The 25,931-nt window shown below is 49.5% G+C and carries 23 protein-coding genes; 22 read left to right on the forward strand and 1 reads right to left on the reverse strand.

What is annotated here, in order from left to right; translation table 11 throughout:
* Positions 1–9: 9 nt before the first annotated feature.
* The gene (locus PAEVO_RS22320; protein WP_100539731.1) at positions 10–1,557 is read right to left on the reverse strand and encodes a hypothetical protein; all 1,548 of its coding nucleotides are present in this window, start codon (positions 1,555–1,557) and stop codon (positions 10–12) included.
* A gap of 343 nt (positions 1,558–1,900) precedes the next feature.
* Here PAEVO_RS22320 and PAEVO_RS22325 point away from each other — a divergent pair, with 343 nt between their 5' ends.
* The 22 genes from PAEVO_RS22325 (at position 1,901) to PAEVO_RS22425 (ending at position 25,914) form a co-directional block, all read left to right on the forward strand.
* Positions 1,901–2,191: a lasso peptide biosynthesis PqqD family chaperone gene (locus PAEVO_RS22325; protein WP_100539732.1), complete on the forward strand. Its 291-nt coding sequence runs from the start codon at positions 1,901–1,903 to the stop codon at positions 2,189–2,191.
* A gap of 2 nt (positions 2,192–2,193) precedes the next feature.
* Positions 2,194–2,697, forward strand: a complete 504-nt coding sequence (locus PAEVO_RS22330; protein WP_100539733.1) for a lasso peptide biosynthesis B2 protein — start codon at positions 2,194–2,196, stop codon at positions 2,695–2,697.
* Positions 2,694–4,499: an ABC transporter ATP-binding protein gene (locus tag PAEVO_RS22335; protein WP_100539734.1), complete on the forward strand. Its 1,806-nt coding sequence runs from the start codon at positions 2,694–2,696 to the stop codon at positions 4,497–4,499. Before PAEVO_RS22330 ends, PAEVO_RS22335 begins: the two co-directional genes overlap by 4 nt.
* Before the next feature lie 394 nt (positions 4,500–4,893).
* Positions 4,894–5,094: a cold-shock protein gene (locus PAEVO_RS22340; protein WP_006207692.1), complete on the forward strand. Its 201-nt coding sequence runs from the start codon at positions 4,894–4,896 to the stop codon at positions 5,092–5,094.
* Positions 5,095–5,193: 99 nt separating this feature from the next.
* Positions 5,194–5,436, forward strand: coding sequence for a cold-shock protein (locus PAEVO_RS22345; protein WP_100539735.1), 243 nt, complete (start codon positions 5,194–5,196; stop codon positions 5,434–5,436).
* A gap of 67 nt (positions 5,437–5,503) precedes the next feature.
* Complete coding sequence (locus PAEVO_RS22350; protein ID WP_100539736.1) at positions 5,504–5,731, forward strand: MerR family transcriptional regulator; 228 nt, start codon at positions 5,504–5,506, stop codon at positions 5,729–5,731.
* A gap of 254 nt (positions 5,732–5,985) precedes the next feature.
* Positions 5,986–6,444 carry an Hsp20/alpha crystallin family protein gene (locus PAEVO_RS22355; RefSeq protein WP_100539737.1) on the forward strand — a complete coding sequence of 153 codons (459 nt, stop codon included), beginning with the start codon at positions 5,986–5,988 and terminating at the stop codon, positions 6,442–6,444.
* 155 nt (positions 6,445–6,599) lie between these two features.
* Complete coding sequence (locus PAEVO_RS22360) at positions 6,600–7,304, forward strand: PspA/IM30 family protein (protein ID WP_243390927.1); 705 nt, start codon at positions 6,600–6,602, stop codon at positions 7,302–7,304.
* A 27-nt stretch (positions 7,305–7,331) separates the two neighbouring features.
* Positions 7,332–8,363 carry a TFIIB-type zinc ribbon-containing protein gene (locus PAEVO_RS22365; protein WP_009593950.1) on the forward strand — a complete coding sequence of 344 codons (1,032 nt, stop codon included), beginning with the start codon at positions 7,332–7,334 and terminating at the stop codon, positions 8,361–8,363.
* A complete protein-coding gene (locus PAEVO_RS22370; RefSeq protein WP_100539739.1) occupies positions 8,360–9,148 on the forward strand; it encodes a TPM domain-containing protein in 789 nt (262 codons plus the stop codon). The genes PAEVO_RS22365 and PAEVO_RS22370 overlap by 4 nt, the downstream gene beginning before the upstream one ends.
* Before the next feature lie 21 nt (positions 9,149–9,169).
* Positions 9,170–10,189, forward strand: coding sequence for an SPFH domain-containing protein (locus PAEVO_RS22375; protein WP_100539740.1), 1,020 nt, complete (start codon positions 9,170–9,172; stop codon positions 10,187–10,189).
* Positions 10,190–10,574: 385 nt separating this feature from the next.
* Complete coding sequence (locus PAEVO_RS22380) at positions 10,575–12,800, forward strand: AraC family transcriptional regulator (RefSeq protein ID WP_100539741.1); 2,226 nt, start codon at positions 10,575–10,577, stop codon at positions 12,798–12,800.
* 174 nt (positions 12,801–12,974) lie between these two features.
* On the forward strand, positions 12,975–13,910 hold the full coding sequence (locus tag PAEVO_RS22385) for an ABC transporter permease (protein WP_100539742.1): 936 nt from the start codon (positions 12,975–12,977) through the stop codon (positions 13,908–13,910).
* A gap of 185 nt (positions 13,911–14,095) precedes the next feature.
* The gene (locus PAEVO_RS22390) at positions 14,096–14,962 is read left to right on the forward strand and encodes a carbohydrate ABC transporter permease (protein ID WP_100539743.1); all 867 of its coding nucleotides are present in this window, start codon (positions 14,096–14,098) and stop codon (positions 14,960–14,962) included.
* Between the two features lie 107 nt (positions 14,963–15,069).
* The gene (locus PAEVO_RS22395) at positions 15,070–16,614 is read left to right on the forward strand and encodes an extracellular solute-binding protein (RefSeq protein WP_100540239.1); all 1,545 of its coding nucleotides are present in this window, start codon (positions 15,070–15,072) and stop codon (positions 16,612–16,614) included.
* Between the two features lie 62 nt (positions 16,615–16,676).
* A complete protein-coding gene (locus PAEVO_RS34695) occupies positions 16,677–16,799 on the forward strand; it encodes a hypothetical protein (protein WP_279300473.1) in 123 nt (40 codons plus the stop codon).
* Positions 16,800–16,920: 121 nt separating this feature from the next.
* The gene (locus PAEVO_RS22400) at positions 16,921–19,821 is read left to right on the forward strand and encodes a DUF4855 domain-containing protein (protein ID WP_100539744.1); all 2,901 of its coding nucleotides are present in this window, start codon (positions 16,921–16,923) and stop codon (positions 19,819–19,821) included.
* Positions 19,822–20,308: 487 nt separating this feature from the next.
* The gene (locus PAEVO_RS22405; RefSeq protein ID WP_100539745.1) at positions 20,309–20,497 is read left to right on the forward strand and encodes a hypothetical protein; all 189 of its coding nucleotides are present in this window, start codon (positions 20,309–20,311) and stop codon (positions 20,495–20,497) included.
* Between the two features lie 367 nt (positions 20,498–20,864).
* Positions 20,865–21,977 (forward strand): BMP family lipoprotein, encoded by a 1,113-nt coding sequence (locus PAEVO_RS22410; RefSeq protein WP_100539746.1) that lies wholly within the window; start codon positions 20,865–20,867, stop codon positions 21,975–21,977.
* A gap of 396 nt (positions 21,978–22,373) precedes the next feature.
* A complete protein-coding gene (locus tag PAEVO_RS22415; RefSeq protein WP_100539747.1) occupies positions 22,374–23,906 on the forward strand; it encodes an ABC transporter ATP-binding protein in 1,533 nt (510 codons plus the stop codon).
* Positions 23,899–24,954: an ABC transporter permease gene (locus PAEVO_RS22420; RefSeq protein ID WP_100539748.1), complete on the forward strand. Its 1,056-nt coding sequence runs from the start codon at positions 23,899–23,901 to the stop codon at positions 24,952–24,954. The genes PAEVO_RS22415 and PAEVO_RS22420 overlap by 8 nt, the downstream gene beginning before the upstream one ends.
* A gap of 6 nt (positions 24,955–24,960) precedes the next feature.
* Positions 24,961–25,914: an ABC transporter permease gene (locus PAEVO_RS22425; protein WP_076322522.1), complete on the forward strand. Its 954-nt coding sequence runs from the start codon at positions 24,961–24,963 to the stop codon at positions 25,912–25,914.
* Positions 25,915–25,931: the final 17 nt, after the last annotated feature.

The following is a 25,931-nucleotide window of genomic DNA, read 5'->3' on the forward strand; positions in this document are numbered from 1 at the left end:
CCTTTTTCTTTATAAATCCAGACCGAGTAATGGAGTAAATGTAGCTCCTGCTGCTGCCACGTTTCCTGGACAGTTAAAGATAATTGTGATTTTTGTGTTGGTTGATGATTGTGCTTGATCTCTACTCCCCGTTTCACCTGATCCCCAGTGTACCGAAGTAATGTCACATGTTTCAGAGAAATTTTGCCCACCAGGAATCGAGTCTTTTACAACATAGTTGAGGCGTTTTATTACTCGGGATTGTTCACTCCCACCAACACATGTGATGAAAGCTGTGGATATGCACTTATACCCTGTATTGCTAGATGATCCAGGGGCCGTTGTAATGACCATCATAGCAAATCCAAGTTGCCTCTGTTGTTCCAGCGTATTACCGGTAAGCTGCTCGATATCAATGGTTACCATTGCTTTTCCATTTGATGATTTTTCAGGTATTATTTGTCTCCCACTAATGCCGAAAGTACGCCTGAACCTACGATATCCATTAGAAAAGAAGCGTTCTAATCGGGAATCGAGCCTTTTATAACCTAATGTTTGGTAGACAGAGTCATCGAAGTCAATCGATATATAAGGGCTATATGGTAACAGATCGGGATTAAACGAAGGTGCGCATGATACAATTCCATTTAGCAAATCAGTGAATCCAAAACAATTTTTAATGCTAATTCTATTGGGAAGGTTAAATAAAATAATATTGGAATCCCTTGATCCTGATGCTGAAGAAAGTAGACAATTCTGTATAGAGATCACATTACCTTCGTTCTTTGATAAATCAAGGACAGGGGGCATGAAATTATATACAATTGGATATCCTCCTCCTCCTTCAGCTCCAAAGCGTGCCCCATCAATAAATAAACCACTATGTTGTCCTGAACTTTCATAGCAATCGATCCACCTAGGATTCGATTCAGGTTGTGGTGGTAGTGGTACGAAAACACCCCCTCTAATGTTAAGAAACCCATCGTTATAGATAGCTGCTCCATCTGAGCCATTATGGGTAATCCAGCAATCATTCATAGAAGTCATGTCACAATAGTTTTTTAAGAAAACGGATGTTTTCCACGATCTGCAATCATTTATGGTTAAAATGGTACTCCGACTTGATGTAAAGCTCCCCGTGTCAACTCCAACGTTACACATGTGGAAGTATAGGCCTTCCAGTTGGATATTAGATACATCAACATTCCCTGTAGTAATATGGAGTGCAGTGTTGTAACCAATAAAACTAAGATTTTTTGCTCTGAATTGGGTTGCTTGATTCGTTGCATCGATACAATCAACTGAATTATCACTGGGGCTGGCTACCAAGTATGTTTGCCCTTCTGACACAAGGTAGATGCCCTTGTATACCTTAATAGGTGCGCTTGTTATATACTTTGCAGCTTTAAATACGACCGATATCGCATTACTGTAATAAGCGCTTCCTCCAATGGAATTATCTCCAATAATTTGTTTCTTAGCATGATCAATCGCTCGTTGAATTCTTTGCGTATCGTCGTTTTCATTTACGTTCCTGGGGAAATTTTCAACATAAACATTACCTGGAACACTATTCATCTCTTTACCAACCCCTCACTGATTGTTGTTATCGTAAGCTGGGTAAATACATTGAATTTTATGATGAATGAACAAATAATCATTTATATTGAATTACATTAGTGTATTACTGATGACGGTAATTAGTGTTAACTGTTGAATAGGCGACTAACGATTTGCTGTTGATTATTAGTCGTAACAACGAGAAGTAAGTTTTACTAGAACCATAAATATATCTAGTTATTATCTTGAAATTGATTGTAGTTAATAAAGTAGGATTTTAATAGCAGGTTGTATACAAATTGGTATGCCGTTGTTATAATTGATACAAATTGTATCTTTGATATTTAAGGAGGACATGTCCATGAGCGTTGATGTCATCACGTCTGAAGATTTGATCATGCAATCCGAAGGTTTTCTGGTCAGTGATATGGATGGCGAGAAGGTGATGCTGAGCATCGAAAACGGCAAGTATTATAATCTGGGACGGATTGGCGGGCGGATATGGGAACTTATTTCGTCTCCCGTCACGATCTCCAATATGGTGGATCAACTGGTATTGGAGTATGAGATCGAGCCGGAGCTCTGTGAGCAGCAGGTGCGATTATTCCTCAAGCAATTAGCCGCGGAAGGCCTTGTTCAGGTGGATAAATAGCAATGGGCCTTTACCGGAAAGCAAGAAGGTATATGTCTTTTCCGATTGCCATAAAGCTTATGTACATTGAAGCTTACTTTTATCTGGCCTGGGGAAGAGTGTTCAAGCTGTTTCCTTTTCAAAAGGTATCTCCGTCTCTGGGAGAACATATGAAGGAGACGCCGTATGCAGGCTATACGGAGCAGGAGCTTTCGCTTGTCCGCCAAATCTCAAGAGCCGTACACGCCATGAGCCGTGTCACATGGTGGGAAAGCCAGTGCCTGGTGAAAGCGGTCGCCGCGATGAAGATGCTGGAGCGAAGAGGGATTTCGAGTACGTTTTATCTGGGAAGCGGCCGGGACGACAAAGGGATGATGGTTGCCCATGCCTGGCTCCGCTGCGGCTCTTACATTGTAACGGGGAGAGAAGGGCACGAAAGGTATGCCGTCGTCGGGATATTCGGTAGGGATATGGGGGCCGGAGGCTTGAATTTGAAGCGGCCATCCGATAAGGAGTTTTTACATTGAAGGATCTCTTTTATTTTATCCGTAAAATGCATGGGATGGCCGGGGTTAAACTCTACCTCAATATGGGTATGATCCTGGTCATCAGTGTTCTGGACGGCATCGGCATCTATTTGATCGTCCCGCTTCTCGGTGTCATTGGTGTATTCCAGACCGATTTGAGCGGGGTGCCGCTCGTCTCAACCTTGATGGACCTTGCGGGTTCATGGTCATTGCAGCTTAATTTGCCGATGGTGCTGGCCCTCTATGTCGTGATTGTGGGCGGGCAAGCCTTGCTGCAGCGCAGCCAGAACCTGTTAAATGCAAAAATATTGCAGCGATTCATTCGTAAACTGCGCATGGAAACGTATCAGGGGTTGCTGCATGCCAAATGGGAGTTCTTCCTGCGCCACCGCAAGTCGGATTTCAACCATGTCATGACCAATGAACTCGGGCGCGTGAATCAAGGCACGTTTTTATTCTTGCAGATGGTCTCGTCTTTCTTGTTCACGATCATTCAGATCGGCCTTGCCCTATGGTTGGCTCCGATGCTGACCTTTATCGTCCTGTTGAGCGGAGGGCTCCTTGCCTTGTTTGGACGCCAATTCATCCGGCGATCGAAGCGAATCGGCGAGCAGACGACAGAGCTGTCGAAATATTATTTTGCGGGCATCAGCGAACATTTCAACGGCATCAAGGATATCAAGAGCAACCGGTTGGAGCCATTTCATATGAACTGGTTTGACAGGCTGTCGCGAAAAATGGAGCACAACTTCATTCAATTTGGCAGAATCAACTCCTTGTCCCAGCTGATTTATCGGCTCGCGTCCGTACTGCTGGTTGCCGGATTTGTGTATTTGGCGCTGGAAGTGCTGCGTACGCCTGCGGAGCAGCTGCTGATGATCGTTCTTATCTTCTCGCGCTTATGGCCAAGATTTATCAGCATTCAATCGAGCACCGAGCAGCTCGTGTCGAATTTCCCGGCCTTCCGGGCGATACGCGAGCTGCAAGCGGAATACGAGGTGGACAGGGAGATTGCCGGATCGATTCCGATGACAGGCAGCGAGCGACATCGGCTGCAGCATGGAATCGATTGTCGTCATGTGGACTATCGGTACGACGCCTCTTCCTCCGTTTATGCTTTGCGAGATATCAACCTACATATTCCTGCCAATCGCATGACGGCCATCGTCGGCAAATCAGGCGCGGGCAAGAGCACCCTTATCGATCTTCTCATGGGGCTGATTCAACCGGAGAGCGGGCAAGTTCTTGTGGACGGCGTGTCCATGGAGGACGAACGTCAGTTGATGTCGCTCCGAGGGGGGATCGGATATGTGGCGCAGGATCCTTTCCTCTTCAATGAGAGCATCCGGGATAACCTGAAGCTGATTGCTCCCGATGCCTCGGATAACGAGCTGTGGGAAGCGCTGAGGTTTTCAGCCTCCGATGAATTCGTGCACGGGCTTCCGCTAGGCCTCGATACCGTCATTGGAGACCGCGGTATCCGCCTGTCCGGGGGAGAACGCCAGCGGATTGTGCTGGCCAGAGCTATCTTGAAGAAGCCTTCGATTCTTGTGTTGGATGAAGCGACAAGCGCCCTTGACAGTGAGAACGAGCAGCGGATACAAGAAGCGCTGGAACAGCTGAAAGGGAGCATGACAATCATCGTGATCGCCCACCGACTGTCCACCATACGCCATGCGGATCAGGTCATCGTGATGGAGCAAGGGCGGGTTATCCAGCAGGGGGGCTATCAGCAGCTGGCCCAGGACCACAAAGGCACTTTCCGGCAGCTGCTCAGTTATCAGACAGGTGCTCAGATGTAAACCCTGATGGGATGCATAACATTGCTGTATTCGCGAAACATTTTTAAAGCTGTAACTTTGGGCCATTTCCCGGTATTCTGCCGGGGAATGGCCTTTTTTTGCATAAACCTGTCTTTAGCTAGCAGATTAACCCTGCTACCGGCCTCCTGATTAATATCCCTAAGCGGGCATCGTTAAAATTCATCTTACCCATCCCTTTTTATGAATCATCACCCAAGAAATAAGACGTTTGCTATTTTGGATCGGTTAGGTTATAATAAGTTTATTGGGATTTTGACCTGAGATTCACATATTGCAGAGGGTTATTATTTTGATTAGGAACCTTGTGCAATATGTGAATTTTTTGTTTTTTAACCAAAAATGAGAAAATCATATAAATTTAGGAGGTGTTTCTATGCAAACAGGAACAGTAAAATGGTTTAACGCAGAAAAAGGCTTTGGTTTCATCGAGGTTGAAGGTGGCGAAGACGTATTCGTACACTTTAGTGCAATCACTGGTGACGGCTTCAAGTCGCTTGATGAAGGACAACGTGTTGAATTTAACGTAGTTCAAGGCAACCGCGGACAGCAAGCCGAGAACGTTGTAAAACTGTAGATTCGAGAAAAGATCCCCAAACGTACCGTTTGGGGTTTTTTTTATAATAGAACTCAAACAGCATGAAGGCGTTAAAAATGTAGCTAAGGGGGAAGTTCATTGTCATATTCTTGGAATAAACCACTGGAAAATCTGCCGGAAGAGATGACCGCGATCTGGTCTTGTACGAAGGAAGGGTGTAACGGTTGGATTCGAGATAGCTTCTCGTTCAAGGAAGTTCCCGTTTGTTCACAGTGCGCGTCGTCCATGGTCAGCAGCAACAAAATCCTGCCGATCCTTGTTTCGTCGGATCAGCAAATCAAGCTTTACCGTAAGAATCAGCGCAAGGATACCAAATCGTAGGGAGTAGCTCTCGCGGCTCCTTCACCATTTTGTTTTATTCGTAGCGTTAAAGAAAGGTTGAGATCTCATGCAGGTATTCGAAGATTGGAATTTAAAGGTGAAAAAAACGTTTAATGCAACCAGTAATGAAGAAGTATTAACCGTTTCTGAGGCAGGTCAATTGTTAGGTCTGTCCAAAGATCAAATGAAAAGCTATGTCGATCAGAATAAGCTGACCAAAGTTCCAATCATGCGAAGCGTGCATCGATACCTTTTGTTAAAGAGTGAAATCGATCTGATTGTGAAAAAACGGTAGGTCTGCCTCACTCCAATATATAAGTGAAACGGGCACCCATAGGGGTGTCTTTTTTATGGAACGTGCAAACGAAACAGTCTAAAGGTCAAAAAAGGTCAAATCGAAAGATCAAAACAAATTCATTCGGTAAATCGGCTGATAATACGCTATTTTAGTCCTATTTTCTTCATAATCGGTTTTGGCATTTATGCGTTGCAGGCATATAATAAAGGCGTAAGGTCAAATAAGGTCAAAGAGGAAAGGGGATATTCATGATGTTTGATTTGATGCCATTTGGAAAGCGCAGAGAGGATGCCTTCGGACAGTTGGTGAAGTCATTTCACGATGTCTTTAACGATGCGTTTCATGATGAAGTTTTTGCACCGTTCAAAGGTTCGATGATGTCTTTCAAAACAGACGTAAAAGAAACGGAGCGCGCTTATCTGGTTGAGGCGGAGCTTCCAGGTTTTCAAAAAGACGACATCGAAATCAGCTACGCTGACCCTTACTTAACGATCAAAGCCGTTCGCAAGGAAGATCACAGCGTGGAGGATACAAAGCAGCAGATCGTCCGGAAGGAACGCCGTTATGGCGAGTATGTGCGCAGGTTTTACGTGCAGAACATTGCCGAGGACCAAATCGACGCTTCCCTGAAGGATGGAGTCCTTAAGCTTGAAATACCGAAACAGCCGGGTCCCGGTAAGAAACGCATCCAGATTCGGGACGATATCTAATAGACAAACCCTCCGATCTATAAGGTCGGGGGATTTTTTTGTTTTATTTAGGTATATTTTTACATATATTCCATCGAATTTCGGCATTTGAAACCTTTTAGCGGTCTATAGGGTATTATAGGTTAAATGTAAACTTTTCGAGGGGGACACTCATGGTGGGAATCTTATCGAGGTTTAAGGATGTTATGAAGGTGAATGTGAACGCACTGTTGGATCGGACCGAAGATCCGGAGAAAACAGTTGATACTTATATGCGTAGCTTGAATGCGGACTTGGGAAAGGTAAAAGCAGAGACGGCTTCGGTGCTCTCGGATGAGCGAAGAGCAAAGCGGGCGCTTGATGAGTGCAATGCCGAGATCCAGAAGCTGCAGCGATATGCAGAGAAGGCCGTGGAAGCCGGAAATGAGGACGATGCCCTGAAGTTCCTGGAGAGAAAAGCAGCGCAGGCCATGAAGCTGAACGACCTGCGGGCAGCCCACGAATCGGCTTCCGCAAACGCCGTCAGGATGAAACAAATGCAGGAAAAGCTGGTGTCGGATATGAGCCAGCTGGAAGCTCGCTATGCCGAGCTGAAAGGGAAGATGGCGGCAGCCAAAACCCAGCAGGAGCTGAATTCCGGCCGTTCCTCCTTGGGCAGTGCCAATGCGGCATTCCATACTATGGAGGAGAAAGCGAGCCGTGCTTTGGATGAAGCGGAGGCCCTGGCTGAGCTTCGCGCCGGAGCGAAGGAAGACGATCTTGACGATTTGATCGCCGAGTTGGAGAAGAACATGGGCAAGGACGGAGCTGCCCCGACTTCGCCTCCTAATGCCGAGGATGAACTGGAAGCGATCAAAGAAAAGCTGAACAAGAAGGAGTAACTATTTCATTGTTATCGAGGTGAGCAAATGCCGGTAATTGAATACAAATGTCCGAACTGCGGCAGCGGCATGGTTTTTGACGGCGATACGGGAATGTTGTCTTGCCCCAGCTGCGGAAGAAAAGATAACATCGAGGAAATCCCCGACCCGCTGAAGAAGCAGGTGTTCGCGGAAGATGAGGTAAAGGAGTACCATTGCAACAGCTGCGGAGCCGTGATCGTGACCGAGCCGGAGACCAGCGCCACGACCTGCAGCTTCTGCGGATCGGCCGTCGTGCTCAGCGACCGGTTGAGCGGCGAGCTGGCACCGGTGAAGGTCATCCCTTTTTCGATAACGAAGGAAGAGGCGATGAAGGCGTTCAAGAAATGGTGCCGGAACGGCCTGTTGACGCCAAGCGGATTTATGACAGCGGACCGGATCAAGGGCATCACCGGGATCTACGTCCCCTTCTGGCTGTATGAGCTCCATAATCGGGTTGAGGTTCATGGCCAGGGCACCAAGGTGAGAACTTACACGCAAGGAGATTACCAGTACACGGAGACCGAGCATTTCGACATCTACCGGAAGATTCGCTTGAATTATGTGAAGGTGCCGATCGATGCTTCGGAGAAAATGAACGATGAGCTGATGGATAAGCTGGAGCCTTTTCCCTATCAGCAGCTGAAGGAATTCAAGACGCCGTATCTCGCCGGGTACATAGCGGAAAAATACAGCCATGACGACGAGCAGCTTCTTCCGCGCGCTAAGGAAAAGATCAGCTCCTTCATTGATTCGTATATTTCGTCGGCGGTCTCAGGATACACGACCGTGAGTTATACCAACAAACGGATCGACACCACCAAGAAACAGGCCGATTACGTTCTCCTTCCGGTATGGATGGTGCACTATGATTACAACAAATCGGAGTATACGTTTGCGATGAACGGCCAGACGGGCAAGGTGGTCGGCAAGCCGCCGATCAGCAAAGCGAAGGTGGCCGGGTGGTTTGCGGGCATTTCGGGCGTCTCCTTGTTATCCTTGAAGCTAATCTCATGGGCAATGGGGGGAGGGTTCCTGTGAGAAGACGATATGCGTTATGGACGGTCTTATTTTTACTGACGGTATATTTGGTAGCGCCCTCCGGAATCGTCAAAGCTGCGGATGACAAGCCATTAATCTTTGACGAAGCGAATCTGCTCAGTCCGGAAGAACGCCATGAGCTGAATGCGATGGCCATTGAGTATGGCGCTGAACGCGAGACGGATTTCATGATACTTACGGTTAACCGTGTTGAAAATGATGAAGTTGAGACTTGGACGGAAAACTTTTACGATGAGTATGCCCCCGGGTATGATAAGCCGCACGGCAATACGGCTATTTTGACCATAGTAATGGATACCAACGATGTGCATCTGGAAGGTTATTATAAGGCTGAGAAGTATCTCGATTCCGGGAGACTGACCAAAATACGCAACAAGATTACGCCTGATTTATCGAACGGCAATTACAAGCAGGCTTTTGAAAAATACATCAAAACCGCTCATCGGTACATGGGCTTTGAGCCGGACGTGAATCCGGATAATATTATATTTAATCTCTGGTTTCAGCTGGGAGCTGCCGCTGCCATCGGCGCTATCGCCGTGGGTATCATGGCTTTCCGCTCCGGCGGCCGGGTGACGGTCAACAGCCGTACCTATGAGGATGTCAGCACCTCGGGGATCTTAAATCAGCAGGACCGATATATCAGAACGACCGTGACGAAACGGAAAATAGAGCGCAACACGAGCAGCGGCTCAGGCGGCGGAGGCGGAGGCGGCGTCACCGGCGGCGGCCATTCGCACAGCAGCAGCAGCGGGAAATTTTAATGGGAAGGGATGGAAGCATCAATGGGATTTTTCAAGAATCAATTCTCCAATGTAGTGGAATGGGAAGAGTTTAGAGATGATATGATTTTCTGGAAATGGCGCAACCGGGAGATCAAAAAAGGAAGTAAGCTGGTCATTCGCTCCGGTCAGGATGCGATATTCATCAATAACGGCAAAATCGAAGGGATCTTCGAGGATGAAGGCGTATATAACATCGATTCGGACATCATCCCGTTCTTATCTACCCTCAAGGGATTTAAATTCGGCTTTAACAGCGGTATGCGCGTGGAAGTGCTGTTCGTGAACACCAAGGAATTCACCGTCCGATGGGGCACGCAGAATCCGGTCCTGATTCCGACGCCGCAGCTGCCGGGCGGCATGCCGATCCGTGCCAACGGCACGTTTAATTTTAAAGTGAACGATTACGTAACGCTGATCGACAGGATTGCCGGGATCAAAGAGAGCTACCTTGTGGAGGACGTGAAAATCCGGATCAGTTCGGTGCTCGATCAATTGTTGATGAAGTGGATCAGCCGTGAAGGCAAGGACATGTTTAATCTACAGGCGAATGCTTCCGACATCGCGAGAGGGATTCGGGAAGACCTCGACATGGAAGTGATGGATAATGGGATGACGATCACCGGCTTCCAGGTGATGAGCTTCAATTATCCGAAGGAAATTCAGGACATGATCACGAAGACGGCCTCCCATGAAATGATCGGCAATCTGCAAAAGTACCAGCAGGTCAGCATGACGGACGGGATCGCGTCCGGCAAGGTGAAAGGCGGCGGTGCGGCTTCGGATATGGCAGGCATGATGATGGGGATGAACATGGCCAATGAAATGATGAAAAATATGAATCAGAACCAGGGCCAAAACAATCAAAATCAAAGCCAGCAGTCTCCGGACGCGAAGGAGCAATCCGCCCCAGCAGCCTCGTCCACTTCCGAAGGAAACAAGAAGCCCAATTTCTGCCCGAACTGCGGCGCGAAGAACGAAGGGGCGAACTTCTGTCCGAATTGTGGTCATAAGCTGGGTTGAATTAAAGCCAACAGCACGAATAAATGCACAACCTTGGGATGGACATAAAGGTTTTGATGTCAGGGTTAAAACGATGCAAACTGCGTTATTTCTTCTATTAAAAGTAAATTCAACTCACGACAGCACCCCTCACTCATGAAGTGAGGGGGCTTTTTTGCTATGAACGCCGTAGCTGAGTTATGTATCTACCTTTCCGCAGGAAGTGGCTCACAACTGGAATGAAGAACAGCCTCCGAGGGCAGGAAGGTGAGTGCTGCAGCGCGAATCTGGAGAAATAGAACTTGACGGACAAATGAGAACTAGGCAAACGGAAAAGGGGTGCATTATGATAGGACATATCGGTCGTAAGAGAACTCCTAAAGACGAAGGGGGACAGGGGGATACTATGTTCAGATCGACATCCTGGCGCATATTTGTGATAAGCGGCATCTTTTTTGCAATGACCATCATACCGTTCTCGTTGTTTCTAGCCAACCGGTTTTCTCATTTCGCATACTCGCAGATGGGGACGTTTAATCAGGACCGCATCGACGAAATGGCGGAGCGGGTCGAGTACATCCTGGCCAAGCTGAAATGGTACAGCCTGACCATGCACGAAGACCGAACCGTGCAGAATTGGATGTATGCTTCCGCCGACAATCTGCTGCAAAATGCCAGCACAATGAGGGTGTTGACGAAATATCTATCTAATGAACCTTATATTGAAACCGCTTACTTATTTAGCTTCCGTAAACATGAGGTGATCGACTCCAAAGTCGGATTGCTTTCGTTCGAGGAATTTGCCGATCAGCCGATGCTGCAGCGGATTGAGCGTACGCCAGGGGCCTTCCTTCGTTATTTTGATCATCAGATAGGAAACGACACGTATTTGGCGCTTCAGCTTCCTTCGGCTCCTGTGCAGAAAAACCGTGACGGGTATCTTGTCGTCCTGTTTGACAAGAAAGAGCTGCAGAAGCATTTGATTTCAGGCGACGGAAGGGCGGATACACTGCTTTCGATCGTGGATGATCGAGGAAGGTTGATTCTGGGGGAACGGGATGAGCATCTCGAGGAGACCATGGATAGCATCCAGCCGGGACGGAAGGGGGGTTCATTTGAGCTGAGCCGTACGGGAGGGAAAGCATTCGTCAATTATGCACGGATGGAATCGCCGGAGTGGACCATTATATCTGTCACTGAAATGAAGCAATTCCGCGAAAAGGCCGGGGCGTTCAAAACAGTCATCATCGTCTGCTCGCTCCTGCTGCTCGCGGCGCTGCTTCTGGTCGCCTATTGGAATTCGCGTCGTTTCGTCGGGCCATTTCGCCGGTTGGCGGATCAACTGCAGCGGAAGCTGGGCGTGAAGGGGGAGAATGATTACGGTGTCATTGAGCAGGGCGTTGTTATGCTTCGCGATCATTATCCGCTGATCAAGACCGAATATTTGCGGCAATGGCTGCTGCAGGGCAGGCTGAGCGATGGCGCCAGAGCGGCGGTTGCGCGCGAATCGTGCCTGCTTGATTATGAGTGGCTTCGGTTGGCTGTGATCAAGATTGATTCCTATTACGAAATATCCGAGCAGTACGATTTTGTCTCTCGCAAGCTGCTCAAGTATGCAATCGGTAATATCGCAGAGGAGCTGCTCGGCACATCAGAACGGCCGATCGAGGTGGTCGATTTTGGCACGGACCATCTGGTCGTGCTGGTTGGCACGGCCAGTTCCCTCCCTGATCCCAAGTTGACCCAAGAGCTCAAGGAGCTTAGCCGTCAAGTCAGCCGTTACGTAAAGCTGGACGTGACGATCGCCGAAAGCGAAGCGCGGCGCGTACATGACGATTTACGCAAAGTATACGACGATATGAACGAACTGACATTATTCAAGTTTGTCAGCGGTGATGACAAAATCTACGTCGAACAAGACTTTGAACGGTATGCCGATTTACACGCGCCGATCGATTCCGCCGTGCATGAAAGCTTGATCCAGACGATTCGAAGCGGCAAAGAGGAGAAGGTGCTGGCTATGCTGGACGAGGTGTTCACGCGCCTTAAGACGATGAAATATACCGAGTGTCAATTCCAACTGAAGCTGCTTCTGTTTGCGATGGTCAAGTCGTTCAGCAAAGTGATGTCTATCCAGAGTGTTGAAGGGATTGAGCGCCACTTGAGGCAGTTCGCCACGCTTACTGATGTTCATGGATGGTTGAAGGAAGAAATCGGGCGGATTATCCGGCAGCTTAGCGATCAAAAGGGATTCAATCGCAAGGAAAAGCTGGTGAGGGAAATCATCGAGTACGTCCGCTACCATACCCATGACCCGATGCTGTCGGTAGACGATATCGCTGACCATATCGCTTTGTCGGCCAAATACGTCCGGCAGCTGTTTCACGAACATCATGGCATGCCTCTATCGAATTTCATCTTGAACGAGCGGCTCGGGAAGGTTAAGGAGCTGCTGGAGCAGACCAGCATGCAGGTCACCGAAATTGCAGAGCAGTCCGGTTTTCAGACCAAAAGCCACTTTTTCACCGCATTTAAAAAAGCAACCGGCATGACGCCGAGCCAATACCGCGACAGCAAGGCGGACGAGCAGATGGAGCGGACGCGGCAGATAGCCGGGAACTCTGCGAATTAGAAAGGCCAGCGGGCGATCGAGAACCGGCCAGACCAATAACAACCGGCCGAACGTTCGCGAATCGGCCGCGCGAGAACCGAATCCGGCCAATGAGAACTAGGCAAGCAGCAGCCGTGAATGCTACGATGGCTCCGTTCAAATCCTGCAAGCCGCACAAGAAAGGAGGGACGCTCTTTGGAGCGACGTAGAAGGTTCGGCGGGTCGTTTGTGCGCGAGCTGTCGCGGAACCGGTATTTGTACTTGCTGGCGCTGCCCGGCATTGCGTTTCTGGTTGTATTTGCTTATATGCCCATGGCCGGGCATCTGCTGGCCTTCCAGGATTACCGGCTATCCGATGGAATATGGGGGAGCGAATGGGTCGGATTTAAAAACTTCGAGTTTTTCTTCAATGGGAAAGACTGGCTGCGAGTGACGCTGAATACCGTTTTCCTGAATGCACTGTTTCTCGTAACCGGTCTCGGCAGCGCGATCGTGCTGGCTATCTTTCTGAACGAAATCCGTAACAGGCTGTTCAAGCGAATCACGCAATCGTTTATTTTTTTACCGTATTTCATTTCTTGGCTTGTCGTCAGCATGATGACGTTGACGCTATTCAGCACATCCGAGGGGCTCATTAACCGCGCGCTTGCCGCCCTTGGCTACGAAGGAGTGGACTGGTATTTGACGCCTGGCGTATGGCCGTATATCTTAACCGTCATTAGCGCCTGGAAGATGGCCGGCTATAATTCCATTATTTTTTTGGCCGTCATTACGGGCATCTCCTCGGAATATTACGAGAGCGCCCGAATAGAAGGCGCGAGCCGGATGCAGCAGATGCTCTACATAACGCTGCCGTTGATGCGGCCGACCGTGATGATATTGGCGCTGCTTGGCATTGGCCGTATTTTCTACGGCGATTTCGGCATGATTTACGCGATCATCGGGGATAACGGCATACTCTTTCCAACGACAGATGTCATCGATACGTATGCGTTTCGTGCGCTGAGGCAGCTGGGGAATTTCAGCATGTCCGCTGCCGTTGTCGTGTACCAGTCCTGCATGGGGCTTGTCACGATTCTGATCTTCAATGCGATCGCGCGCAAGGTGGACGCGGATTCAAGACTATTCTAAAAGGAAGGTTGGGCGAGTTGGCATGAGGCCGGATTCGGGCTTTTCGATCGCTGTTGTTCCCGAATCGTTATGATCGTATAGGCTCGTTAAGCGGATACGATTCGGGAACAAAGGCGACCACTTGCGTTTCTCCAGCCCCGAACCGGCCCTTTGCTTCAGTCCCAACCAGTTAAGGTGTGATCGAAGTGAGAGAACGGTTGTTTCTTGTTTTGATGTACGCAGTGCTGGGCGCTTTTGCGCTGTTTTGCTTCATTCCGTTCTGGATTGTGTTCATCAACTCGTTCGCCGATGAATCGCTTCTGCAGACGGCGGGGTACCAGTTGCTGCCGAGCAAATTCAGCCTCCATGCGTACAAATTTTTGCTTTCCGGCAAGCAGGTGTTTCTAAGCTATGGCATTACGATTATCGTGACGGTCGCCGGCACGGCGCTGGGCGTACTCTTGACAGCTGCCTATGCGTACACGCTGAGCCACCGGAAAGTGAAGTACCGCAATATTTTATCGTTTCTAACCTTCCTGACGATGCTGTTCGGCGCAGGACTGGTCGGCTTTTACATGCTGATCGCCAACTGGCTGCAGCTGAAAGACTCGGTGTGGGCGCTCATTTTGCCCTATCTGCTTAATCCGTTCTATGCCTTCATTCTTGTCTCTTACTACCGGACGCTGCCGTATGAATTGAATGAAGCTGCGACTGTGGACGGCGCCAATGATCTCTATATTTTCTTTCGCATCATCTGGCCGATTTCGCTGCCTGTTATCGCCACGGTGAGCCTGTTTTACGCGCTGCAATATTGGAACGACTGGTACTTGTCATTGCTGTTTATCGACAATCACAAAATGCTGCCGCTGCAGATGATGATCCGCCAGCTTATGTCCAATTTGAATGTTATGGCTTATGTGAGCGGGAGCCAGACGCAGTACAACGTCGTCGTGCCGACCTATGGCATGCAGCTGGCGATCGTCTGCGTTACCATCGGCCCGATCGTGTTCGTCTATCCGTTCATACAGCGCTTTTTTATTAAAGGTTTGACGCTTGGTTCGGTAAAAGGGTAGAGCGGCAAACGTGAAGGCGCTTGGCCGGTTCGAGCTTTCAACCGCTGCTGTTTATGAACCGGCTCATCCGTCTGTTTTCTCTATTATTGATTCAGGGGGAAGGAACCATGAAAAGATTATTGTCCATCGCGCTTGTGTTATTGATCGCGCTCGTCGCGATTGCCGGTTGTTCGGGCAAGAACGAAGGGGAAGGGAAGGCGCCTGGGCCGTCGGGTCAAACCGGAGACAGCGCCGGCGGAGACGCCAAACTTGAAGAGGTGACCCTGAAAATCATGATTCCCGGTGATCGGCCGTCGGATATGGATTTGGTCATCGCCGAAGCAGAAAAGCGAATGAAGGATACGATCAACGTCAAACTCGACGTCGTCTTCGTACCCTGGTCCGATCTGGCGCAAAAGACACAGGTGACGCTTGCTTCCGGCGAAAACATCGATCTCATCTTCGATGCGCCATGGCTGCATATCAACCAAATGATCGCTAACGGATTCTATGAGCCACTGGATGACCTGTTGGCCCAGTACGGCCAAACGGTGCTGGAGAAACGGCCGCAGCAAATGTGGAACTACAACAAATACGGCGGCAAAATTATGGCCGTTCCGCTCGGCGTCAGCTACATGTCCGGCAATTCCTACATGGTGCGCAAAGATATTCGCGAGAAGCTCGGCGTACCGCCGATCAAGACGTATGAAGATTTGATCGCTTTCGCCTACAAGGTGAAAGAGCAGGAGAAAGGCATCATCCCGATGACCGCAGGCTCCGGCACTTATTCATTTGTCGCTCACCATGCGCTGAACGATTACGAAACCCATGTCAGACCGACCCACGCCCTGGGCAACAGCCTGATGCTCTATTACAAGAACAATGACGGCAAAGTTTACAATTTGCTGGAGGATCGGGAGCCGATCGGAACGTGGCTGGCGAACACGCGCAAATGGTTTACTGACGGTCTGATTTTCAAGGACATTTTGACGACAAAAGATTTTCATCAGCCGATCTCGGCAGGCAAAGTGGCAATCGTCACGAACGGCGCGTTCGGCATCGGCGATTCCCTCAAGAACACGTTAAAGAACAATGTACCGGACAGCGAGCTGGAGACGGTCACCTTCTTTAATCCTGAGAAGGGCGCGAACATCACCGACTTCAAACAGTGGAACTTTCTGGCCGTTCCGAAGGTAAGCAAGAATAAGGAGCGGGCGATTATGTTCCTGAACTGGGCGAATGAGAAGGAAAACTACGACCTGCTTTCTTACGGAATCGAAGGGAAGCATTGGGAAGCGGTAGGCGACGACAAAATGAAAACCTTGGATACATCCGGCTACTCTGCTTTCGGCTATGTTTGGCTGTGGAATCCCGTCGATGAGCGGAGTGATGTGAAGGGCGAGAATGAGGAGTTGAACGCTGTGCTTAAAGATGCCGACATGTTCACGACCGATATTTTGGCCGGCTTCGAATTTGACAGTACCCCGGTGCAAAACGAGGTCAGCCAGTACAATACAGTCGATGGGCAATACTACACGGCGCTGTTCAACGGGGTTATCGATCCGGACGAGACATTGAAAAAATTTGAAGCGGAAGCCGGCCCTTCCCTCAAAAAAATTCAGCAGGAACTGCAAAAGCAGATTGATGAGTTCCTGGCGGCAAAGGCGAAGTAGACCAGAATCACCTGAACACGGATAAACCGAAGTTTGCTTATCCATGCTTCCGATCGCCCGAAGTGCGGAGTGTTTGGCTGCGCTGTACTACTGCTGTTGCCCACTGGAAATTTCGTGCCGCGGTACTGGATGCGGCGGTGACGGCTTCCTCTTCCGGAGGAAGCCGATCTTATACGCTTTGCTGATTGCTTATGGCGGAATTCGCGAAAGGGGGGATTAAAATCTAGCGTTCACCCGGAACAGAAATAAGGGTTTAAAGTTTTTGATATTTCTGTACTCGAGAATAAAGAAAAGGAGCTGGCCTTGATGAATTTGAATAAAAAATGGTTATCCGTATTAATGGCAGCCGTATTACTACTGACTCCGCTCTCTGCGGTTCAGGCGAAATCGCTTGTTCCGGATGTGACCGTCCTGCAGGCGGCAGGTGCAGACCAGATGGAAGCAGGAAAGAATACAGGTCATCCACAGGTCGAACTAGATCCACTGACGGATGCTGGTGAACCGGCAGCGGAACAGGCACCACAAGCAATAGACGAAAATCAAGCGGCAGCATCTTCGGCAGTGCAGGAGACGCAATTTCGCAATCTCGCGGCAGGCCTTCCGTATGAATGGTCTGAAGCTCCGGAAGCTTCGCATTCCGATGACGGATACAAGCTTACGGACGGAAAATACGGCGCATTGGATATGAACGACCCGGCATGGGTAGGACATCTGCGCGGAAAGGCTCGCGAAGTCGTGTTCGATCTCGGTGAGGAAAAGTCAATTGGAAAGATCACGGCTAATTTCTTTCAAGATTTTCCTGCGAATTCGATTCTCGTGCCGCTGTCGGTATCGATGTATGTCTCCGACGATAAGGAAAATTGGGGGCTGCTTTCCCATAACGCTACGCAGCTTCTGTGGGGAGAAGGACCGCCCAGACAGGAGACCTTTGAATGGGATGGCAGCCGGGATGGAATCAAAGGCGGGAATACGGATGGCAAGCTGGCTTATGCCCGTTATGTGAAGGTGACCTTTTATATGCATCCTACACAGTGGGAATATATTGACGAAATCGAAATTATGGGTATGGACGGCAAGATTGAAGGGGCGGTAATGGTTCCTGCCGAGCAGCCTCGTTTTTTGGAGCCGGGGGAAGCTACAGCCGGGATCCGGAATCTGAATCTGCTGTATAACGGACAATATGCGAATGGTTTGGGCGATTGGAAAAAGGAACGGATTATCCCTAATATCAGTTATGTAAATAAAGACGGCGAGCCGGTCGATTGGCTTTATGACGGCGTTCTATATCTCGGGATTGCTTCGCCTGCCGGTCGCGATTTCGGTCAGGGACAAACGAACCTGGACGATTGGAAATGGTATTTGGATAAAACATTTGCAGCCACGGGCGATATGCAGCAGTTGAATGAGGCTGCCAAGGAAGTTGGGGCCAAGCTGAAACAGCCCGATCATCAAGTCAAGGTTGTGTTAATGATTCCGAATCCAGGGGAATCATTAACCAATTTTGGCGACATTGACGGTAGCGGTTCCTTAAATTTCAACGACTCCGTCGTAGGCAAAGAAAAAGCGTCTGAAAACAGAGGAAAAGCGGTGCAGTGGTGGCTGGACCAGACCCGGCAAAGATGGCAGGCTGCCAACTACTCGAATCTTGAGCTTGTCGGCATGTACTGGATGCCGGAACAAATCGACATATCCGAATCGGGACCGGACATAGCTCGCATGGTGTCGGATAAAGTGCACGCCATGAACATGAAGGTTTTCTGGATTCCACACTCCTATGCTTACAAAATGTTTATGTGGAAAGACGTAGGGTTCGATGCCGCGGCGCTTCAGCCTAACTATTTCTTTGGCGGAATGGATTCCGACCGTCTGGACGATGCTACGGATACTGCAAAGCGATACGGAATGGGGAACGAAGTTGAATTTGATGACGGAATGCTGACAGATCCCGTACTTCGTCAGCGTTTTGTCGAATACTTGGACAGCGGCGTCAGATCCGGTCTGATGCAAAATGGCTTCAGAGCTCACTATCAAGGCAATAATGCAGTATACAACTTAGGGGTAAGCAAGGATCCAAGTTTGCGTTTAATGTATGACTGGCTGTACCAGTATTTGAACGGAACGTACGCCATCGATAGCAGCCCGGCGCCGGAGACGATGGCGGAGGTTGTACAGCGTTATGTCGCATCGAACGAAATCAAGCCGGCTTTTGGTAATGATTTGACGTATCGATTGCAGACCATCAAGCTTCTTTTGGACGATAACAAGCCGAAGGAAGCCGTGACGTATATGCAGGATTTTCTCGCGCACATTCACGACCCGGCCGTCCAAGCGCAAGGGTTGAGTTCGGTCCCGGCCGCAACGGTGCTTGATTCCTACGCCCAAGTTCTCATTCATACCTGGTCTGACGGAGGGGGACTCAGCAATCTGGTTCTTGGCCAAAGCTATACAATTTCACAGCAGCCTAACAGCAACTATCCCGATTCCGGAAACGAACTTACGGACGGCCGATTCGGCGGAACGGATTACCGCACCGAGCAGTGGCAGGCCCATGCGGGAAGCGACTACCCTGACGAACGAAGCCGCACCATCACATTTGATTTGGGCGGCAACAAATCGGTTGGGGCAATTAGAGCCCATTTTCTTCAGGATAAAGGACCCGGCATCTATTTTCCTCCGAACGTTACTTTTTCCGTTTCATCTGACGGCCAATCCTGGAGCACGCTGGCAACCGTTTCTCCGCCACCGGCACAGGATGCTGCCTCGGCCGAGTTCGTGGGTTGGAGCGGGATAACGGACGGTGTGCCGGGGGAATCGGGAGCCGATAAAGTGTCTGCCCGCTACGTTAAAGTGGAATTTCCGGTCAACGTCTGGGTCTTCCTTGATGAAATTGAAGTTCTTGGCATTGACGGCCATGCGGGGGGTGGCACTGCAATCGACGGCGCAAGAGCCGTGGTGGATGCCGCTGCGAAGAAATTGACGATCGACGGTCTGGTCGTGAACGGCAGTCAGTCCCAAGTGAATTTGAAAATACTCGATTCGAAAGGGAAAGTTCGGTACGAAGGCCAGACGACCAGTACGGAAACGGGAAGTTTCCAATTCGCGATCAAGCTTACCGGTAATTTAAAAGGAACCTGCGACGCCTATCTGTCCATGGAAGGAATGTCGGAACCCGTTAAGATTTCATTCGAGTACAATAAAAAGGACTGATGGGTTATTTCCGGCACGCGCTCAGATTTCTGCGGCATATGGCCTGATTCCATGATGTTGATTTAGGATGAGGGCGTTCTAATTCTGCCGCGCCATGATGCATGATCATGTTTTGTAAAAAAGCCATGGAAGCAGCGTTATTTCCACGCTGCTTCCATGGTTTTACTTTCGATTCGTTCTTGATGACCGTTTGATAAATATGTGGTGCATCCCGGTGTTTATGACACGTTTAATATAATGAAGGAGCGTAATTAGCCAGGGGCGAGAAGAAAAGAATCGTGAGCGAATGACAATAACGATTAAAGATATTGCGAAGAAGGATTGCTGGTCTCCCAACTACATCAAGGGCTATCCGGAGATTTCAAACTGAGAAAGTTGAGATTAATGTAAACGCATACTTATTCATGGTATAATGCATCTAATAGCTTAAGCGATCTTAGGGTTTGGGTTTGATAGGTTGTGAAACTTGCCTGGGGGTGTTGCGAGAATGAGAAGATATAGCGTTTGGCGTCCGATTATGCTGATTGCGGTAGCGCTGCTTACGAACAGCTTGGTTACGAATTTGGCCGGCGTGTTTGGCATGTCGCCGGAGTCGGCAAGCAGTTTGGGTGTAGTCGCCATGATTATTGCCGGATTAATTACGTATAATCGTATGATGAAGTCCCGCCGCAAATGAATATTCATTCAAAACTTTCATTAAAATGAACAGCATGTTTGTAAGCACCTTGCCGAGGTGCTTTCTTTTCATAAAGCGCTATTATTTTTTTCCAAATGGAATGGTCTGAGCACTTCCACTTTGGCGTGTCATACCAACTGTAACCCGCCGTGTTATCTATAAAAACCGTTAAATCAACACTGCAGGAATCAAGTCTTCCTAACTCTTCTAGATATGGGATAAAACATGTCTTAAACGTTTCACCGCGGCACAGATGCAGTTTGACAGATTCACCCAAATTTATGTTGAAAAGGGTCTGTTTTATTAATATATTGTAAATAGCGCGAATCTAGTATTCGGGCATATATACCTAGGAGGGTTATCCTTAATGAAAAAAGGGGTCATATCTTTAATCAGTTTGGCGTTATCTGTCACAATGCTGGCAGGCTGCGGCGACAAACCGGCGTCAGAGCCAAGCGGCGGCGCAGGCGGCGACGCACCTAAGGCAAACTTCAAGGTAGGGATGGTTACAGACGCGGGAACGATCGATGACAAGTCGTTTAACCAAGGCACGTACGAAGGTATCGTGAAGGCGAACGAGGACTTCAAAATGGAGTATAAATACCTCAAGCCAGCTGGAACGACAGAAGCCGACTATTCAAAAGAGATCGGAAACCTGTACGATGCCGGATTTAAATTCATTGTAACTCCGGGCTTCAAATTTGAAACAGCCGTGTTCAAAGCACAGGACAAGTATAAAGATGCTAAATTCGTTATTATCGATGGAACACCTCATTCCGGGGAAGAGGGCGCAGCACCGGTCGTTAAGGAAAATACCGTATCCATCTTCTTCGCGGAACAAGAGTCGGGCTTCCTGGCTGGCGTAGCCACTGCGCTTCATGTGAAGGATGGACAAGCAGGCTTCATCGGCGGCATGGAAATCCCTCCTGTACAGAAGTTCAACTGGGGCTTCCAGCAGGGTGTAGCTTACGCTAACGAGAATCTCGGCACGAAACTGGTGATTAACAAAGAGAACGTTGTCTACCAAGGATCTTTTGACGACGTTGCAGCAGGCAGCCAATTGGCGGCTCAAATGTATGACCGCGGCGTGAACGTGATCTTCGCGGCAGCAGGCGGCGTTGGCGTGGGTGCAATTAACGAAGCGAAGACTCGCGTACAGAACGGATCCGAAGTATGGATCGTTGGCGTAGACGTTGACCAGTACCAAGATGGCGTTTACGAAGGCGATAAATCGGTAGTCCTGACTTCGGCCGTGAAGAAAATCGACCATGCGGCTTACGATATGATCAAAGCTGAAACCGAAGGTAAATTCCCAGGCGGACAGACACTTACACTGGATGCGACCAATGACGGCGTCGGCCTTCCTGAGAATAACCCGAACTTGAGCGAGGACGTTCTGAAGCAAGTAGACGAAGTGTTCGGCAAGATCAAAGCCGGCGAAATTAAAGTAGCCGCAGAGCAAGGCGAATTGATTAAGTAGTACAACACACTAAAGTCATCTACGGAACGTGGATAGACTTACTTGAAAAGCAGCGATACCGCATGAAAAAAGACGGATTCCCTCCGTCTTTTTTTAAGGTATTAGAATTTATAGGTTATTTCAGCGAATCGTAAGCAATTCTGTAATCGCATTTATATGTTTTTGGAGCCCCCGCAAAGTATTTGGAACAAGCATCGAAGCATAGGCTCCACTTTGTGGGGCTATTTAAGGTATCAGACCGTATCACCGGCGCAAGCGATTGCATGCTGATATTGAATGTAGAAATCGATCTATGTAACTGCGTTCTGGCTGTTTGGAAGTGAGTCGATCCGCGTTTTTTTTAAGTAGTTTATGCACAGGAAAATTCAACAAAAAAGAAGGAGAGGACCCAAAACCATGGACTATGTTGTCGAGATGGTGGGCATCCGCAAGGAATTTCCCGGGATCGTGGCCAATGACGATATCACAATTAGGCTGAAAAAAGGCGAGATTCATGCGCTGCTCGGTGAGAACGGGGCGGGCAAGTCCACCTTGATGAGCATCCTGTTTGGCATGTATCAGCCTGACCGTGGCGTAATCAAAGTCAACGGCAAGGACGTGCGGATCTCGAATCCGAACGTCGCGAACAAACTCGGAATCGGGATGGTGCATCAGCATTTTAAATTGGTCGAGCCGTTTACCGTGACCGAGAATATTATTCTGGGCAGCGAGACGCGCAAGTACTTCTTCGGCTTGGACGTGAGATCGGCTGCCAAACGGGTCGAGGAACTGTCCAAGCGGTACGGCCTCAATGTTGACCCTTATGCCAAAATCGAGGATATCTCGGTCGGGATGCAGCAGCGCGTGGAAATTCTCAAAATGCTGTACCGCGACGCGGAAGTGCTCATATTCGACGAGCCGACCGCTGTGTTGACCCCTCAGGAAATCGAAGATTTGCAGGGCATTATGAAAAACCTGGTCAATGAAGGCAAATCCATTATTCTGATCACTCATAAATTGAAAGAAATTAAAGCGGTTGCGGACCGCTGTACCGTCATCCGCCGCGGCAAGACAATCGGCACCGTTGAAGTGGCCGACACGAGCCGCGAAGCAATGGCCGAAATGATGGTGGGCCGAAGCGTATCCTTTAAGGTGGACAAGCAGGAGAGCCATCCGGGTAAAACCGTTCTGGAGATCAAATCGCTTACGGTAAAGAACAGCAAGAAAGTTGATGCACTCAAAGGTTTTAGTCTCGATCTACATGCCGGGGAGATTGTGGGTATTGCCGGCGTGGATGGTAATGGTCAATCGGAACTGATCGAAGCCATTACAGGACTTCGCCAGGCGGAAAGCGGAACGGTGAGCTTGAATGGAAAAACGCTCAACGGTCTATCTGTCCGTCAACGGAATGAAAGCGGAATCGGCCACATTCCGGAGGACCGTCAAAAGAGGGGACTCGTGCTGGATTATACCATCGAAGAGAATTTGATCCTTGAGGTGTATAACCGCCCACCGTATTCCAAGAACGGGCTGCTCCAGCCAGCAGCGATCCGCAAGCATGCGGAGCATATCATTCAGAGCTTTGATGTGCGTTCCGGAACGGGCGGCCGGTCGATCGTGCGTTCGATGTCCGGCGGTAACCAGCAAAAAGCAATCATCGGTCGCGAGGTAGAGCGCGATCCGGATCTGCTTATTGCCGTTCAGCCGACCCGGGGCCTTGACGTAGGCTCGATTGAATATATTCACCGTCGTCTGATCGAACAGCGGGACAAAGGGAAAGCCGTTCTGCTGGTTTCCCTGGAGCTTGATGAAGTGCTGAACTTGTCGGACCGCATTGCCGTTATCAACAACGGTGAACTGGTAGGTATCGTTAAAACCTCCGAAACGAACGAAAGAGAGCTCGGACTGATGATGGCCGGGTATCAAAAAGAGGAGGCACCACATGAATAACAGCGTAAAATCGTTGCTTGCCGTCCTATTCGGACTCATCGCGGGGGCACTGCTTATGGCGCTGACCGGACATAATCCGGTAGAAGGGTATAAGTATCTCATCCAGGGTGGACTCAAAAACCCGGAGCGGATCGGAAATACGCTGGCGACGGCGACTCCGCTTATTTTAACCGGTCTGTCCGTGGCCTTTGCCTTCCGCACTGGACTGTTTAATATCGGTGCTGCAGGCCAGATGCTGTTCGGTGGATTTTGCGCGACGGCTGTCGGCCTCTCGCTGGACCTGCCGCGGGCTCTGCTCCTGTTAGTCATGGTACTGGTCGGGTTTATCGGCGGTGCGTTATGGGCGGTTGTCCCAGGTTTCCTGAAGGCTAAATATAACGTGCATGAGGTCGTATCCACGATCATGATGAACTGGACGGCCTACTGGACCGTTTATTATGTTATTCCGGGTTACTTCAAAGGGGCGAGCCTGGAGACGGAATCGCGCCAGCTTCCGCCGGAAGCTATGCTGCATCAGCAGTGGCTCAGCGATATGTTCCAAGGTTCTTATGTCAATCTAGGCTTTTTTATTGCGGTCATTGCTGTTCTGATCGTCGCTTTCCTTATTAACAAAACAACGCTCGGATACGAATTGAAGGCGGTCGGATTCAACCGGCACGCTTCCGAATATGCGGGTATCGCTGTCAAACGCAGCATCGTGCTGTCCATGTTCATCTCCGGCGGCCTCGCGGGCCTCGCGGGTGTGGCACAGTATGCGGGAAATGCCTCCAGCATGCAGATCGGCATTCTGCCGAGCCAGGGATTTGACGGGATTGCCGTAGCCCTGCTCGGAATCAACGCACCTATCGGTGTTTTGGTGTCGGCACTGTTCTTCGGGATTCTCTACTCAGGCAGAGGGTTTATGAATGCCATGACGGAGATTCCACCGGAAATCGCCGATTCGATTATCGCCATCATTATCTATTTTGCGGCAACCAGCATCTTGATCGAACGACTATACCGTAAATTGAAGCTGCGTCGCGCGGCTAATAAAAAGCAGGGGGAGTAAGGACATATGTGGACAACGATTGAACAGATTTTTCCGTATGCCATCGCTTACACGATCCCGCTTTTGATTACCGCCTTGGGCGCGCTGTTCAGTGAACGAAGCGGGGTCGTCAATATCGGCCTTGACGGCTTGATGATTGTTGGTTCTTTCATCGGAGCCTTTGTCATTTTCAAAATGCAGGCCCAATGGCCCGGCCAATCGTGGGTGTTATGGGTAGGACTATTGGCAGCAGCGGCAGCGAGTGCGTTATTCTCGCTATTGCATGCCTTTGCCAGTATCAACCTTAGTGCCAACCAGATTATAAGCGGTACGGCGATCAATATGATCGCGGGTGCCCTGACGATTTTCCTTGCCCGTAACATTACAGGGAGCGGCAAGATCAGCATCACGAATGGTTTTGCACCGTTTGATGTGCCTGTGCTGTCTAAGATACCGGTTATTGGGGATTTGTTTTTTACGAAAACCTATGCAACAACCTGGCTTGTACTGTTAGTGTTAGTGCTCAGCGCACTAATATTGTACAGAACGCCGTTCGGTCTGCGACTCCGGTCCTGCGGCGAGCATCCGCACGCGGCGGAAGCAGCAGGTATTAAGGTACAGTCCATGCGGTATGTCGGCGTCATGATCTCGGGTGCTTTTTCCGGACTCGGGGGAGCGGTCATTCTGTTGACGTATTCCGGTGAATTTACGGGAAACGTAGCGGGACTAGGGTTCCTGGCGTTGGCGTCCTTGATTTTCGGACAATGGAAGCCGCTCGGCATCCTGCTGGCCACCTTGTTCTTCGGATTTGCCACGACGGTAGCCAACGTATCGCAGGTCATTCCGTCATTGGCGGTAATCCCGCCGGTCATTCTCAAGATTTTCCCTTATGTTGTCACGCTGATCGCGCTCGTGATTTTCTCCAAATCCTCGAATGCGCCGAAGGCCGTAGGGGAGCCGTTCGATTCAGGTAAACGGTAACGCATTGCGCAAGTCGA

This window comes from Paenibacillus sp. GM2FR (assembly GCF_002803325.1).
Taxonomy (GTDB): Bacteria; Bacillota; Bacilli; order Paenibacillales; family Paenibacillaceae; genus Paenibacillus_AQ; species Paenibacillus_AQ lautus.

What these genes read in the sequence shown, in the direction of transcription:
- PAEVO_RS22340 (WP_006207692.1), top strand. Translation starts at nt 4,894, where the DNA reads ATGCAAACAGGAACAGTAAAATGGTTTAACGCAGAAAAAGGCTTTGGT.
- PAEVO_RS22325 (WP_100539732.1), top strand. Translation starts at nt 1,901, where the DNA reads ATGAGCGTTGATGTCATCACGTCTGAAGATTTGATCATGCAATCCGAA.
- PAEVO_RS22330 (WP_100539733.1), top strand. Translation starts at nt 2,194, where the DNA reads ATGGGCCTTTACCGGAAAGCAAGAAGGTATATGTCTTTTCCGATTGCC.
- PAEVO_RS22375 (WP_100539740.1), top strand. Translation starts at nt 9,170, where the DNA reads ATGGGATTTTTCAAGAATCAATTCTCCAATGTAGTGGAATGGGAAGAG.
- PAEVO_RS22405 (WP_100539745.1), top strand. Translation starts at nt 20,309, where the DNA reads ATGAGAAGATATAGCGTTTGGCGTCCGATTATGCTGATTGCGGTAGCG.
- PAEVO_RS22420 (WP_100539748.1), top strand. Translation starts at nt 23,899, where the DNA reads ATGAATAACAGCGTAAAATCGTTGCTTGCCGTCCTATTCGGACTCATC.
- PAEVO_RS22425 (WP_076322522.1), top strand. Translation starts at nt 24,961, where the DNA reads ATGTGGACAACGATTGAACAGATTTTTCCGTATGCCATCGCTTACACG.
- PAEVO_RS22365 (WP_009593950.1), top strand. Translation starts at nt 7,332, where the DNA reads ATGCCGGTAATTGAATACAAATGTCCGAACTGCGGCAGCGGCATGGTT.
- PAEVO_RS22415 (WP_100539747.1), top strand. Translation starts at nt 22,374, where the DNA reads ATGGACTATGTTGTCGAGATGGTGGGCATCCGCAAGGAATTTCCCGGG.
- PAEVO_RS22410 (WP_100539746.1), top strand. Translation starts at nt 20,865, where the DNA reads ATGAAAAAAGGGGTCATATCTTTAATCAGTTTGGCGTTATCTGTCACA.
- PAEVO_RS22355 (WP_100539737.1), top strand. Translation starts at nt 5,986, where the DNA reads ATGTTTGATTTGATGCCATTTGGAAAGCGCAGAGAGGATGCCTTCGGA.
- PAEVO_RS22320 (WP_100539731.1), bottom strand. Translation starts at nt 1,557, where the DNA reads ATGAATAGTGTTCCAGGTAATGTTTATGTTGAAAATTTCCCCAGGAAC.
- PAEVO_RS22395 (WP_100540239.1), top strand. Translation starts at nt 15,070, where the DNA reads ATGAAAAGATTATTGTCCATCGCGCTTGTGTTATTGATCGCGCTCGTC.
- PAEVO_RS22400 (WP_100539744.1), top strand. Translation starts at nt 16,921, where the DNA reads ATGAATTTGAATAAAAAATGGTTATCCGTATTAATGGCAGCCGTATTA.
- PAEVO_RS22380 (WP_100539741.1), top strand. Translation starts at nt 10,575, where the DNA reads ATGTTCAGATCGACATCCTGGCGCATATTTGTGATAAGCGGCATCTTT.
- PAEVO_RS22350 (WP_100539736.1), top strand. Translation starts at nt 5,504, where the DNA reads ATGCAGGTATTCGAAGATTGGAATTTAAAGGTGAAAAAAACGTTTAAT.